The organism is Luteibacter sp. E-22, assembly GCF_049913125.1.
GTDB lineage: Bacteria > Pseudomonadota > Gammaproteobacteria > Xanthomonadales > Rhodanobacteraceae > Luteibacter.
On sequence record NZ_CP183975.1, the window covers coordinates 3,855,278 to 3,868,937 of the forward strand.

Annotated in this window: 13 protein-coding genes, 1 pseudogene and 1 riboswitch; of the genes and pseudogenes, 2 read left to right on the forward strand and 12 right to left on the reverse strand. The window is 67.7% G+C overall.

Annotation, left to right across the window (positions count from 1 at the left end):
- Complete coding sequence (gene grxD, locus ACN9M2_RS17220) at positions 1–909, forward strand: Grx4 family monothiol glutaredoxin (protein ID WP_426285843.1); 909 nt, start codon at positions 1–3, stop codon at positions 907–909.
- A 94-nt stretch (positions 910–1,003) separates the two neighbouring features.
- On the opposite strand, the gene ACN9M2_RS17225 is transcribed toward grxD, so the two are convergent.
- The 12 genes and pseudogenes from ACN9M2_RS17225 to ACN9M2_RS17280 all read right to left on the reverse strand — a co-directional run.
- Positions 1,004–1,726, reverse strand: a complete 723-nt coding sequence (locus tag ACN9M2_RS17225) for an adenosylcobinamide-GDP ribazoletransferase (RefSeq protein ID WP_426285844.1) — start codon at positions 1,724–1,726, stop codon at positions 1,004–1,006.
- Positions 1,723–2,262 (reverse strand): histidine phosphatase family protein, encoded by a 540-nt coding sequence (locus ACN9M2_RS17230; protein WP_426285845.1) that lies wholly within the window; start codon positions 2,260–2,262, stop codon positions 1,723–1,725. Before ACN9M2_RS17230 ends, ACN9M2_RS17225 begins: the two co-directional genes overlap by 4 nt.
- The gene (gene cobT, locus ACN9M2_RS17235) at positions 2,259–3,302 is read right to left on the reverse strand and encodes a nicotinate-nucleotide--dimethylbenzimidazole phosphoribosyltransferase (protein ID WP_426285846.1); all 1,044 of its coding nucleotides are present in this window, start codon (positions 3,300–3,302) and stop codon (positions 2,259–2,261) included. Before cobT ends, ACN9M2_RS17230 begins: the two co-directional genes overlap by 4 nt.
- Positions 3,299–3,820 carry a bifunctional adenosylcobinamide kinase/adenosylcobinamide-phosphate guanylyltransferase gene (cobU, locus tag ACN9M2_RS17240; protein WP_426285847.1) on the reverse strand — a complete coding sequence of 174 codons (522 nt, stop codon included), beginning with the start codon at positions 3,818–3,820 and terminating at the stop codon, positions 3,299–3,301. The genes cobT and cobU overlap by 4 nt, the downstream gene beginning before the upstream one ends.
- A complete protein-coding gene (locus ACN9M2_RS17245) occupies positions 3,814–5,280 on the reverse strand; it encodes a cobyric acid synthase (RefSeq protein ID WP_426285848.1) in 1,467 nt (488 codons plus the stop codon). Before ACN9M2_RS17245 ends, cobU begins: the two co-directional genes overlap by 7 nt.
- Positions 5,277–6,437 (reverse strand): threonine-phosphate decarboxylase, encoded by a 1,161-nt coding sequence (locus tag ACN9M2_RS17250; protein ID WP_426285849.1) that lies wholly within the window; start codon positions 6,435–6,437, stop codon positions 5,277–5,279. The genes ACN9M2_RS17245 and ACN9M2_RS17250 overlap by 4 nt, the downstream gene beginning before the upstream one ends.
- Positions 6,430–7,338, reverse strand: coding sequence for an adenosylcobinamide-phosphate synthase CbiB (cbiB, locus tag ACN9M2_RS17255; protein ID WP_426285850.1), 909 nt, complete (start codon positions 7,336–7,338; stop codon positions 6,430–6,432). The genes ACN9M2_RS17250 and cbiB overlap by 8 nt, the downstream gene beginning before the upstream one ends.
- The gene (locus tag ACN9M2_RS17260; protein WP_426285851.1) at positions 7,335–8,624 is read right to left on the reverse strand and encodes a cobyrinate a,c-diamide synthase; all 1,290 of its coding nucleotides are present in this window, start codon (positions 8,622–8,624) and stop codon (positions 7,335–7,337) included. The genes cbiB and ACN9M2_RS17260 overlap by 4 nt, the downstream gene beginning before the upstream one ends.
- Positions 8,621–9,223 (reverse strand): cob(I)yrinic acid a,c-diamide adenosyltransferase, encoded by a 603-nt coding sequence (cobO, locus tag ACN9M2_RS17265; RefSeq protein WP_426287945.1) that lies wholly within the window; start codon positions 9,221–9,223, stop codon positions 8,621–8,623. Before cobO ends, ACN9M2_RS17260 begins: the two co-directional genes overlap by 4 nt.
- Before the next feature lie 23 nt (positions 9,224–9,246).
- Positions 9,247–9,828 (reverse strand): hypothetical protein, encoded by a 582-nt coding sequence (locus tag ACN9M2_RS17270; RefSeq protein WP_426285852.1) that lies wholly within the window; start codon positions 9,826–9,828, stop codon positions 9,247–9,249.
- Between the two features lie 25 nt (positions 9,829–9,853).
- Positions 9,854–11,728 (reverse strand): TonB-dependent vitamin B12 receptor, encoded by a 1,875-nt coding sequence (gene btuB / locus ACN9M2_RS17275; RefSeq protein ID WP_426285853.1) that lies wholly within the window; start codon positions 11,726–11,728, stop codon positions 9,854–9,856.
- A 120-nt stretch (positions 11,729–11,848) separates the two neighbouring features.
- A riboswitch (cobalamin riboswitch) is annotated at positions 11,849–12,080 on the reverse strand.
- A 23-nt stretch (positions 12,081–12,103) separates the two neighbouring features.
- Positions 12,104–13,180, reverse strand: a pseudogene (locus ACN9M2_RS17280) (acyltransferase family protein); the annotation flags it as partial.
- A 189-nt stretch (positions 13,181–13,369) separates the two neighbouring features.
- Between ACN9M2_RS17280 and ACN9M2_RS17285 the strand changes: the two are divergent.
- Positions 13,370–13,651, forward strand: coding sequence for a hypothetical protein (locus tag ACN9M2_RS17285; RefSeq protein WP_426285854.1), 282 nt, complete (start codon positions 13,370–13,372; stop codon positions 13,649–13,651).
- The last annotated feature ends 9 nt before the right edge of the window (positions 13,652–13,660 follow it).

The following is a 13,660-nucleotide window of genomic DNA, read 5'->3' on the forward strand; positions in this document are numbered from 1 at the left end:
ATGGCCCTCGATACCCCCACCCGCGAGCGCATCGAAACCCTTCTCGGCCAGCACGACGTCGTGCTGTTCATGAAGGGCTCGCGCCAGCAGCCGATGTGCGGTTTCTCCGCGGCGGCGATCAACACCCTCAACGACGTGATTCCCGCCTACCACACGGTCGACGTGCTGCAGGACCCGGAGATCCGCGAAGGCATCAAGGAATACGGCCAGTGGCCCACCATTCCGCAGCTCTACGTGAAGGGCGAGCTCGTCGGCGGCTCGGACATCATCCGCCAGCTCTACACCAGCGGCGAGCTCTACACCATGTTCGGCGTCGACGCCCCGGACCGCACCCCGCCGGAAATCACCATCACCGAGAAAGCCGCCGAGGCCATCCGCGGTGGCATGGCCAATGCCCAGGGCATGGCACTGCACCTGGAGATCGGTCCTGACCACAGCGCCGGGTTCCAGCTGGCACCGGCCGGCGACCACGACATCGTCATCCTCGCCAACGGCATCGAAGTGCATTTCGATCCCGGCAGCGCCGCGCGCGCGAAGGGCATCGTGATCGACTGGGTGTCCACGGTGCAGGGCGAAGGCCTGAGCCTGAAATTCCCAGGCGCGGTCGAGATCGGCTCGATAAGCGTGCAGGAACTCAAGGGCAAGCTCGATGCGGGCGACGTGGTCCTCATCGACGTCCGCCCGGCCCAGAGCCGCGCGATGGTCGCCCCGATCGACGGCGCACGCATCCTGGAAGATGAAGGCTACGAAGGCCTCGGCCAGTTGCCGAAGGACACGCCGATCGCCTTCATCTGCAACGTCGGCATGTCCAGCCGCGCCGCTGCCGAGCGTTTCGCCGCCCACGGCTTCACCCGCATCTTCAACGTCGAAGGCGGGATGGAAGCATGGATGCGTGAAGTAGGCGGCTGAGCGAAGGGTTTTCCCGGGGCTCCCCCCCTAAGAGGTGGGAGCCCCAGGCTGGGAGTATGGCTTCCCGGACTGTGGCTATCCGGGGTATCGATGTTCAGCCGTGGATCGCCACGAGTGCGACCAGCGTCGCCGCTTCGACCAGCTCTACAAGTGCACCGGCGGTATCGCCGGTGAAGCCGCCGAGGCGGCGGATGCAGGCGCGCCGCCATAACCAGCCGGCGACGGCGGCGGCACCGAGCGCCAGCAAGCCGGCGTATCCGAAACACGCGGCCCACCCCACGGCAAGCAGCAGCGCCACGCGGCAACCGACGGCCGGTGCACCGCGCAATGGCTCGCCAAGGCCCTGCCAGCGCACGTAACTCGTGGTGAGGAACCACGAGACGATCGCGGCGCGCCCCAGCAGCGGTGGCAACACCAGCCACCATGTGCCGCCGAGCGTCGCCAGCGCCGAGAACTTCAACAGCAACACGAGCACCAGCGAGATCACGCCGGCCGGGCCGCTGCGAGGGTCCTTCATGATCGCCAGCGTCCGCTCGCGATCGCCCATGCCGCCGATCCACGCGTCGGCGCTGTCGGCGAGTCCGTCCAGGTGCAAGGCACCGGTCAACGCCACCCATACGACGAGGACGATCGCCGCCGCAGGCAGCACGGGAAACGCATGCAGCAGGTGCGCCATCGCGACCAGCAGGCAGCCGATCACCAGTCCCACCAGCGGATACCATTTCAGCGATGCCGCCTGCGCGCCGGTCCCGAAATTCACCCGCGGCACCGGGAGGCGCGTCAGGAAGGCGAAAGCGACCGCCAACCCACGCATCACCGGCTCCAGTGCAAGGCGTGCAGCGACGCATGCGGTACATCGATACCGGCCATGTCGCCGAAGCCTCGACCTTCCGCGACACAACGCAACAGCCGGATCGCACCGCCATGGGTGACGACGAGGACACGTGCATCGACCGCCTCCGCCGCGACATCGTCCAGTGCCGAGGACAAGCGCGCGTGGAACGCGTCGAAGCGTTCCGCCCCCGGCGGCGGATACGCGACGGGATCGGCCCAGAAACGCTCCAGGCCCGCACTGTCGCTCGCCGCGATCGTCTCGATCGGTACGCCCTGCCAGTCGCCGAAATGGTATTCGGCCAGGCGCGCGTCGATGCGCAGAGGCAATCCGCGCCGTTGCGCGAACTCCGCCGCGAACGCGGCGCAACGCGTCATCGACGACGACACCACGCGATCCCACTCACGGCCTTCGACGGCCTCGCGCAATTGTCGCCAGCCTGGCTCGCTGAGCGGATCGTCCAGTTGCCCGCGATAGCTGCGCTGGCCCGTGTCACCGTGGCGAAGCAGGTCGATGCTCATGCTTCGGACACCCCAGCCTCTGCGAAGGTCGCCATGGACCCATGCAGTGCGCAGGCCATGCGCAGCAGCGGCACCGCGATGGCCGCGCCACTCGCTTCGCCCAGGCGCAGACGCAGGTCGAGCAAGGGCTCGGCTTCCAAGGCCGCGAGCACGCGCGCATGGCCACGCTCCTGCGAGCGGTGCGAGAAGATCAGCCAAGGTTTCGCATCCGGACGCAGGGTGACCGCGGCGAGTGCCGCCACGCTGGTGATGAAACCGTCGACGAGCACCGGCAGGCCATGCTGCGCGGCGGCGATGAAGGCACCTGCCAACGCCGCGATCTCGAAGCCGCCCAGGCGACGCAAACGTTCGCGCGCCGTGTCCGCTTCCGCATGCATGGCCAGGGCACGCGCGATCACGCGCTGTTTTCGCACGATGCCTTCGGCATCCAGTCCGGTCCCCGCGCCCGCAAGTGCCGCCGGGTCCGCGCCGAGCAAGGCACAGGCCAGGGCGCTGGCGACCGTGGTGTTGCCGATACCCATGTCACCACCGATATAGACGTCCATTCCCGCGTGCATGGCGTCTGACACGCTCGCCGCACCCGCTGCCAGAGCGGCGTCCAGTTGGGCATCCGTCATCGCCGGGCCGTCGCAGAAGTTCGCGCTCGACGAAGCGATCACGCGACGCTGAACGCCGGGAACATCGCCCGGATCGTTCACCGTGCCCAGGTTAACCACCTCGAGTGTGGCGCCGAGTTCACGCGCCAGCACGGCGATGGCCGCACCGCCACCGGCGAAATTGCGCAACATCTCGCCCGTCACCGCCTGCGGGAAGGCGGACACGCCTTCCGCCGCGACGCCATGATCGGCGGCGAACACCGCGATCCAGACCCTGGCGGCGGAAGGTCGCTCACGTCCTTGCAGGCCGGCCAGTTGCACGGCGAGTGTCTCGAGCCGGCCCAGCGAGCCCGGGGGCTTGGTAAGCGTGTCCTGTCGCGCGGCCGCGGCGTGGGCGGCGGCGGCGTCCGGAACGCGGGCGGGTGCCGCGAGCCAGTCGATCATGGCGGTGTTCCTTTGAGGGTCAGGGGCAGGCCGGCGGCCACGAATACGACACGATCGCAGCGTTGCGCCAGGGCCTGGTGGAGCCGCCCCGCTTCGTCGACGAAGCGGCGCGTGAGTTCGCCCAGCGGCGTGATGCCAAGGCCGACTTCGTTGCTGACAAAGACGATGTCGCCAGGCAAATCGCATACGCCATCGAGCAGGACATTCCGCTGTGACGCGAAGTGGGCGCCCTCGTCGATGCCGAGCAGGTTCGACAGCCACAGCGTCAGGCAATCCACGAGCAGGAAGCGGTCCGCCCGCGCATGCTGGTGAAGCACGGCAGCCAACGCCAGCGGCTCTTCGACCAATACCCAGCCAGCCGGTCGCCGCGCACGGTGATGCGCGATGCGGTCGGCCATCTCGCCGTCGAGCGCCTGCGCGGTCGCAACGTAGACGACCTCACGGCCACTTTCATGGGCAAGGCGCTCCGCTAGCGCGCTCTTGCCCGAGCGCGCGCCACCAAGGACAAGGCTCAGCATCGGCGCACTCCGAATATCCGTTCCAGCGTAGCGACATCCATATGCGCGTCGACCGTGTCGGCCAGCCGCTCCAGTGTCGCTTCGCGCTGTGCCTGGATGTCGAAACGCATGGCGGCGTGCAACCCTGCGTCGCCGAGCCACGCGCCCAGCGCTTCGGGATGATCGAAGATGCCGTGCAGATAGGTGCCGATCACCCGTCCGTCGTCCGAGCGCGCACCGTCGCCACGACCGTCCTCCAGCCAGACGGCCGGGTCGGCGGTGGCCGGGCCTTCGCTCACGCCGCAGTGAATCTCGTAGCCGCTCACGGCGGCGTGGCTCCCCGCCAACCTGCCCCGCACGTTGCGTAACTGCTTCGTCGGCGCCAGCGTGGTTTCCAGGTCCAGTAACCCGAGGCCTTCGCTGGACCCTTCCTGCCCCTCGATGCCAGAGGGGTCGTGCACGGCCCGGCCAAGCATCTGCATGCCGCCGCAGATGCCGATCACCCGGCCGCCATAACGCACATGACGAAGGATCGTCTTGTCCCACCCCTGTGCGCGCAACCAGGCGAGGTCGGCACGCGTGGATTTCGAGCCGGGCAGCACGATCAGGTCGCAAGGCGGGAACACGTCGCCTGGACCGACGAAGAGGCAGTCCACCTCCGGGTGCAAGCGCAGCGCGTCGAGATCGGTATGGTTGCTGATCCGTGGCAGCGCGGGCACCGCGACGCGCAAGGCGGACCGTGGACGTTCGTCGCGATGTCGCGGCAGGGCATCCTCGGCTTCCAGGACCAGGCCATGCAGGTAGGGCAACACGCCGAGCACCGGTTTTCCGGTTTCGCGCTCCAGCCAGTCCAACCCCGGCTGCAGCAAGGCGCCGTCACCACGGAACCGGTTGATGACGAAGCCCACGACGCGTGCGCGCTCGCTCTCGGAGAGCAAGGCCAACGTGCCGACGAGATGCGCGAAAACGCCGCCGCGATCGATATCGGCGACAAGCATGACGGGACAATCCACGGCTTCGGCGTAGCCCATGTTCGCGATGTCGCGGTCGCGCAGGTTGATCTCGGCCGGACTGCCCGCGCCCTCGACCACCAACGCGTCGTACTGCCCCGCCAGACGCGCATGCGAGGCGAGCACGGCCGCCATCGCCACGTGTTTATAGGCGTGATAGCCGACGGCATCCATGTTGCCGATGGCATGTCCGTGCACGATCACCTGGGCACCGGTATCGCTGTTCGGCTTCAATAGCACCGGATTGAAATCGGTATGCGGAGGCACCCCCGCCGCCTGCGCCTGCACGGCCTGCGCACGGCCTATCTCGCCGCCGTCCACCGTCACGGCGGAGTTGAGCGCCATGTTCTGTGGCTTGAACGGCGCGACGGCAACGCCGCGGCGGTACAACCAACGGCACAGCGCGGCGACGAGGGTGCTCTTGCCCGCGTCGGACGTGCAACCCTGCACCATGAGTACACGGGCGCTCATCGCATGACCTCCGCGAGTACACGATCCAGCCGCGCGAAGGCGGCATCATCCGTGGGCAAGCCGAAACGAAGGGCCTGCGGTGTTTCGAAGCAGCGGACGAGGATGGCGTGTCGCGCCAAGGCCCTGGACAAGACCTGTGCGTCCACGCGCTCGCAGTACTGGAAGAATTCACAGCCACCGGATGGTCGCAGGCCGTGCGTCGTCAGCAGGCCGCGCAGGCGTGCGGATGTCTCGTGCAACCACTCGCGCGCGGAGGCCTGCCACGCATGGTCCATCAGCGCCCGTGTCACCACGTGCCGAGTCGGCCCGGTCAGCGTCCACGGGCCGAGCACTTCCGCCAATGCGTCGAGCAAGCCCGGCCAGGCGGCGACGAAACCCGCGCGTGCGCCAGCCAGCCCGAAGAACTTGCCGACGGAGCGAAGCACGATGATGCCATCACGCGCATACGGCACCAGGCTTTCGTCCGGCCGCGTGTCGATGAAAGCCTCGTCCACGACAAGCCACGGTTCGTTACCGCGCACTCGTTCAGAAGCTGCTGTCAGCCCTGCCCCCGCGGGGCCTGTTGCGGGATCTATCGCATAACCTGCTGCGGAACCTGCTGTTGTGGGAGCCGCTTCAGCGGCGATGGGTGCTCGACTCGACCTGGCCCGCTGCCGCGGGATCGCCGCTGAAGCGGCTCCCACAAGAACGGCTTCCACACGAGTGGCCTGCAAGGCCAGCAAGGCCTCGCGATCGATGCAGGCGCCCGTGGGATTGTTCGGACGGATCACGATGACGACGTCGAATTCCGGAGCGCGAGCGAGCAGCTCCGGAAGTGGCAGTGCCACGACATCGTGGCCCGCCTGCCGCCACGCGTGCGCGTGCTCCGAATAACCGGGTGCGATCACGCCTACCCGCGAACGCGCGCGCAAACGCGGCAGCGCGGCAATGGCGGCTTGCGATCCTGCGACGGGCAACAGGTGTCGGGCACCGTAATAGGCGCGCGCGGCATCCAGAAGACCATCGTCATCCTCGGGAAGACACCGCCACGCATCGGCCGGGACGAGAGGGACCGGCCACCCACGAGGGCTCACCCCCGTCGACAGATCGAGCCAGGCTTCGCGCGGTATGCCGAACTCGCGAGCGGCGCGTGCGAGGCGTCCTCCGTGTTCAAGCATGCGCCACCACTCCCGCCAACAATACGACGGCCAGCCAGGCGACGACCGCGCGATCGACCAGACGCAACGCGCGAACTATCGAGGATGCGTCGGGCGGCTCGCCCTCGCCAAGCACGGGCCGGTCCTCCCAGCGGCCGTGATAAGGAGCCGGACCACCCAGACGCACGCGCAACGCACCCGCGCCGGACGCCATCACCGGCCCCGCATTGGGGCTGTCCCATGACGGGGCTTGCGTGCGCCAGCAACGGAGGGCCGTGACGGCATCGCCCATGGCGGCATAGCCGAGCGCGGTGAGCCGGGCCGGCACGTAACCGAGCACGTCGTCGGCTCGCGCCGCCGCCCAGCCGAAGCGTTCATACCGAACGGTCCGGTAACCCCACATGGCGTCCAGCGTATTGGCCAGGCGGAACAACAAGGCGCCGGGTGCACCGAGCACGACGAACCAGAACAGCGTGCCGAACACGGCATCGTGTCCATTCTCCAACACCGATTCCGTGCCGGCCGCGGCGACATGCGTGGCATCCAATGCGTCCGTGTCGCGGCTCACCATGCGGCCTACGGCGGCACGCGCCCGTGGCAGGTCGCCATCGCGCAAGGCGGCAGCCACCGGCCGCGCGTGTTCAGCAAGGCTTTGTCGTCCCAGGGCGAAGTACAGCACGAGCACCTCCATGGCAAAGACCACGACCGGCTGCGACACGGCACGCAGTCCACAAAACGATGCCACCGGCAGGAACACGGCGAGCGTCCACGCGGCGATGCCCGACACGCGCCGATCCACATATAGCTGGCGCTCCACCGCGTTGGCCAGCGCACCGAAGCCGACCAGCGGATGGAAACGGCGTGGCTCGCCGAAGACGGCATCCAGCGCCAAGGCCAGCAGCATCGCCAGCACGATAGTCATCGCAGGAAGAGCCGGCACGCCGCGTCGGGATTCGACGGAAAATAGAAGTGCACGAAGCTCGCCGTCATGCGCTCGCGGCGATAGACCTTCTCCGCCGTGGGGCCGCCATGGGGATTGCTTACCACGGCCAGCGATGTCGCTTCCACCGTCGCCTGCGCATAGTGGAACGAGTGGCCGCGCAGGCTTCCCTCCGGTAGTTCGATGGCTTGCATGCCCAGCGCCGCCAGCCGGGGCTGAATCGCCGCGTGGCCGGGCAACAAACCCACCATCGCACCTTCATGACCATCGCGGTCGGCAAGGCGGTCCAGCGCATAGAGCAACCCACCGCACTCGGCGAGCAGCGGACGGCCCGCATCGACGTGCGCATGCAGATCGCGACGCAGGTCATCGTGTGCGGCGAGTGCGTCGATATGCAGTTCGGGATAGCCGCCGGGCAGCCAGACCGCATCGCAATCGGGCAGCGAATCGCCTGCCACGGGCGAGAAGAACGACAGATCCGCACCCGCGTCACGGAGCACATCGAGGTTGGCGGGATAGAGAAAGGCGAATGCAGTGTCGCGTGCGATGGCGATGCGTACGCCGTCCAGGCGTACGGAAAGGACGGTCACCCGTGGCTCATCGAAGGCGACCGGAGGCGGCAGATCCATCGGCCCTTGTGCCAGCAACGCATCCGCCAGCGCATCCAGGCGCGCGTCGAGATCGGCCAGTTCCGCCGCCGCGACGAGACCCAGATGCCGTTCCGGCAAGGCCATGGCCGCGTCGCGCGGCAATGCGCCGTACCACGCCATGTCCGGGGGCAGGCTGTCGCGCAACAATCCCGCGTGATACGCGCCACCCACGCGATTGGCGAGAACGCCTTGCACGCGCAAGCCGGGACGATAGCTCGCCAGCCCATGTGCCAGCGCGCCGAAGGTCTGCGCCATGGCGCTGCCGTCGATCACCGCCATCACCGGCAACCCGAAAGCCATGGCCAGGTCCGCGCTCGATGGCGCACCGTCGAACAGGCCCATCACGCCCTCGACCAGGATCAGGTCCGCGTCGACCGCGGCGGCATGAAGCCGTGCGCGAACGTCGTCGTCCCCACCCATCCAGGGATCGAGCTGGTATACGGGCGCTCCGCTCGCACGCTCCAGGATCATCGGATCGAGGAAATCCGGCCCGGTCTTGAACACGCGCACGCGGCGTCCCTGCCGCACGTGGGCGCGGGCGAACGCGGCGGTGACACTGGTCTTGCCCTGCCCCGACGCAGGCGCTGAAACCAGTAGCGCGGGACAGGCGCGGCTCACAGCTCGACGCCCTTCTGCGCGCGGATGCCTGCCTGGTAAGCGTGCTTGACCACGCGCATCTCCGTGACGGTATCGGCGGCGGCGACGAGTTCATCCGGCGCACCACGGCCGGTGACGACGACATGCTGCCGTTCGGGCCGCAGGCGCAGCGCGTCCAGCACGCGGTCGAGCGGCACGTAGCGCTTCACCAGGGCGATATTGAGCTCGTCGAGCAACACGAAGTCGTAGGCGGGGTCGCGAAGCATGCTCTCCGCCACCTCCCATGCCGCCATCGCCGCGGCGACATCGCGCGCCTTGTCCTGGGTCTCCCAGGTGTAGCCCTCGCCCATCACGTGGTAGTCCAGCGGGCCGTCCTCGAACATGCGGAAAAACGCCTCCTCGCCGGTGGAGAAACTTCCCTTGATGAACTGCACGACGCCACAGCGGAACCCGTGGCCGAGCGACCGCGCCAGCATACCGAAGCCCGACGAACTCTTGCCCTTGCCGTTGCCGGTGTTCACCACCAGCACGCCGCGGTCGATCGTCGCCTTGGCGATGCGCCGGTCGACCAGTTCCTTCTTGCGGCGCATCCGGTCCCGATGGCGCGCATCCTCGTCCATGTCCTGCCAGGGCACCGCGTCGTTCATGCGCTGGCCGTCTTGCCGCCGCCCGCGCGAGGCGCGAAGCGGAACACCAGGGCCTGGACCAGCTGGGCCGCGAGCACGTAACCGGCGGCGGCACGAACGAACAACGGCGCCCATTGGGCGAAACGCTGCACGTACTGGACCATGTTCGGTTCGGTATAGCGGCCACCCAGCCAGTAGAACGCGCCGTTGGAGATCGCATAGGAGACCGTGGCGCTGACCACGATGCCCGCGAAGACGATCGCGTGCGAAGCCAGCGATCCGTCGAAGCGCGGCGCCACGAGACGCCCCGCGTACCACAGCACCGCATAGGCCAGCGGCAGGAATGAGTAAGCCACGGTGATGCAGAAGTCGCTCACCCCCGCATAGCTCACCGAGTACCAGTCGATCAGCACCGAAAGAACGACTAAGCCGAGAAAGGCCAGGTGCTTGCGCAGGTAGAGACCACCCAGGAAGAACAGCGCCATCGAGGCGTCGGGCAGGTGCAGGGCATCGCCGAAATGGGAGAAGCGCGTGCCGATCATGAGCAAGGCGAACAACGCGGCGAGGGCGGCGAACAAGGGGCGCGAAAGCGGTTTCATCAGAAGTACCTCGATGTATGCACGATCATGAACGGGGCTGGTAGCGCAGCGTGAGCATCCAGTTGCGACCCGGCTGGTTGAAATAGCGGGCCGTCTCGTAATGGCGATCGAAGATGTTGTTGGCGGAAAGCTCGACCTTCCATGCCACGTCGAAGGCGTACGCCATGCGCAGGTCGGTCAACGCGTAGCCGCCGAGGCGATGGGCATTGGCGGTGTCGTCGTAGCGATAACCGGAGGCGAACACGCTCGCACCGGCACTGAACGCGCCGAAGCTGCGATCGACATCGACATGCGCGGTGCGGCGCGCGCGGCGCGGCAGCAGGTTGCCGCGGGAGGCATCGTCGCTATCGTCTTCCGGCTGCAACCATGTCGCGTTGCCGGCCAGGCGCCAGTCCCCGAGGGTGGTGTCCGCCGCCAGTTCGACGCCGCGAATGCGCGAACGATCGATGTTGTTCGCCCCGCCGAAGGGAAACAGCGGTCCGCTCAGGCTGGAATCGAACACGATCAGGTGGTCGATCTTGTTCTGGAAGGCGTTGATCGACCAGTTGCCCCAGCCAGGCGTGCCACGCACGCCCAACTCCCAGTTCCGGGAGGTCTCGGGGCCGAGGTCGGGGTTACCGTAGTCGGGATAGTAGAGATCGTTGAACGTCGGCGCCTTGAACGCGGTGCCATAGCTGCCCGTGACACGCAGGGTCTTCGTCAGCGCGTAGCCATATTGCAGGCTGCCGGTGGTTTTCCCGCCGAACTGGCTGTTCTCGTCGCGACGCAGGCTAGCCTGTACCGAGTTGGCACCGAACTCCTGCTGCCACTGCGCGAACAGCGCGTGGTTGCGCCGCGCATCCACGAGATAGTCGGTATTGCCGACGACGCGATCGCGTTGCCAGTCGAAACCGAGCGTGGTGAGGCCGGCAGCGCCACCCACGCGGCCAAGATCGGCCTGCACCGAGGCGACGTCGCGATGCGTGTTGAACGTATCGGCGTAGACGCCGTTCTCGTAATCGGTGGAGAGGTCTTCACTACGACCCAGGTTGGCCGTGAAGAGCATGTCCTGCGACGGCTTGTAGCGCACGCGACCACCCACGACCTGGGTGGCGGATTCGGCGAAGTTGCTGCTCGTGCCATCGTAGTGGTTGCGTCCCTCCGTGCGCGTGGCGCTGGCGTCCGCGTCCCATTGCTCGTCGAATCGCCAGCCGCCCTTCAACGACAGCGCGTTGTTGCGGTAGCCGTCCTTGTCCGGTTCATAGGTGAAGCAGCCGCCACCGCCCGGGCTGGGCTTGCCCCGGCAGGCGTTGATGCCATCGGTCTGGTCGTGGCTCGCCTCCACCGCATACCAGCCCCGGGCGCCCCGACCGGCGAAGCCCGCCGAGCCGCGCAGCGTGTCGTAGCTGCCCACGCCCACGGAGAAATGGGGAACGAAGCCGCCCTCGGGATGGCGGGTGAAGATCTGGATGACGCCACCCAAGGCGTCGGAACCATACAGGCTCGAATACGGGCCACGCACGATCTCGATGCGCTCGATCTGGTCGACGGGAATATCCTGCAACGCCGCGGTGCCGGAGGTGGCCGAGCCGATCTTCACGCCGTCCACCAGGACGAGCACGTGGTCGGCCTCGGTACCGCGCAGGAATACCGAGGTGGCCTTGCCCGCACCACCGTTGTTGGCGATCGAGACGCCCGGCGTGCCGCGCAACAGGTCGGCCAGCGATCGCGGTTGCAACCGCTCGATCTCGGCCCGGTCGATCACCGTGGAGGCGGCGAGCACCTGATTGAGGGTCTGATCGGTGCGGCTGGCGGTGACGATGACCTGATCCAGGTCGGTGGACGCATCGGCGAACGCCACGGCCGGCGTGAGGAAGGCCAGCGCGATGACGACCGCGAGGCTGGAGGAACGAAATGACACGGGGTGACTCCCTGCTCACCGCGCCTACCCGCGCGGCATGAATGGCGAGGGACGGGAAGCGGGATGGCGGGATCGCCGGCGGCGGAAGGCTGTCGGCCACCCACGACATGGCCCTCCGCCTGTCCGGTGTACCTCGAGGCCGGTCTCCGGGCTCGCGAGCGCAGGGAATCCCTGCGGGGACGGCGCCTTCCCATGCCTTGGCACAGTGGCTCGATGCCGACCTTTTGCTCGCCTACCGTTGCGGGGGCAGCTCCGGAATGGCGGCGACCCTTGGCAGGCCGCGCACGTCACCGGATTCCCGTTTCAATCCGCGGCGCTGACGCCGTGGATCACCTTGGGCGGCGACAGTGTATCCGAACGCGCGGCGCGCTTGTCGCGCCAACGCAGGAAGGGTCGTTCCACCGCGTAGTGCAGGACAGCGCCACCGGCCAGGGTCGCGGCCGCATAGATGGCGAAACGCAGGAACCGGTGGTCGGCCAGTTGGCCGTCCAGGGCGGCCTGCACGAGGTGGAAAACGCCCTTGTGGCTGAGGTAGAGGCTGTAGGAGGCGCGGGCCAGCCAACCCGCACCCGGGATATCCAACCGCGCCAGCCACGTATCCCCGCTGGCTGCGGCGACGAAGGCGGCCATCGCCAGCGCGATCAGTGGATAACCGGCAACGCAGGGCCAGAACCCGGTGCGCGCGCCGTCGAACAGCACGAGTGAGGACGCGAGCAGGAGCACGCCACAGGTGAGCACCCTGTTCGGCCGCGCACGCAACCACGCCATGGCCTGCGGCCAGTGCACGCCGCATACCGCGAGCGCGACACCGGCCAGCAGGCCATCGAGACGGGCCCATGTGGGGTAGTAAAGGAATCGCAGATAGACGGTCCCCGCGTTGTCGTCCGCCGCTTGCGCCGGCGCGAACCAGTGCATCCACGACCATCCGCGCACGAGCATGCCGCCGACGACCACGACGGCGCATACGACGGCGAACGTCCAGGCGGCTGGCTTGCGCGTCAGGGCGAAGGCGAGGATGGGAAACACGAGGTAGAAGTGCTCTTCCACGCAAAGCGACCACACGTGGGAGAAGGCGTAGTTCTCGCCCTTATCGAACAGCAGGTTGAAGGTGAAGGTAGGGAACTGCCACAGAGGTTGCATCCCAGGCGTTTCCCGCCACGCCGGCCACAGCACGTACAGTGCAAGCACCGTGAGGAACGCCGGCAGGATGCGCACCGCGCGTCGCCCGTAAAAGGCGGCGAAGTCGAGCCGGCCCGTGGCGGCCAGGGATTTCAGCACCTGGGAGCCGATGAGATAACCGCTGAGCACGAAGAACAGGTCGACGCCCATCCAGCCGGACTGTTCCAGCTTCGAGAAGCCCTCGCCGAGGCCGCCGACGAGGTAGCTGTGGAAAAGCATCACCCAGGCGATGGCGGCGGCGCGGAGCGAATCTAGGCCTGGCGTTCGATGCATGGATTTCCCCTGTCGGCCGGGGCATGGTGAAGCCGCCGCCGGCCGGACCGGGGGCTCCTTCATGGCATTCCCGGGGCAAATGCAGGTGGCCCCTGCCGTCGGGCCCGACGGGCCGTGCCCCACCGCGCTATGATCGCCACGCGCACGGGCACCGGGGGAGGTGGTCCGGCGTCTCATCAAGGGGCAAACATGTCTGACGTTATCGATTTCCTGGAACGCATGGGCGGCGACGCCACGTTACGCGCCGCCGGCACGGCCGAACTCGCCCGCGAGCTGGACGAGGCCGCCGTCGATGGCGCGCTGGCCGCCGCGATTCTCGCCGGTGACGAGAAAACACTGCGCGACCGCGTCGCGCCGGGCACCTTCAACAGCATCCAGCTCGGCGACACGCCGCAGAGCGAGGAAGACTCCGAAGCGCCTGCGAAGGATGCACCAGAAACACCCGACGTCCCCGATCCTTCCGACGCCTGAGCGCGAGGC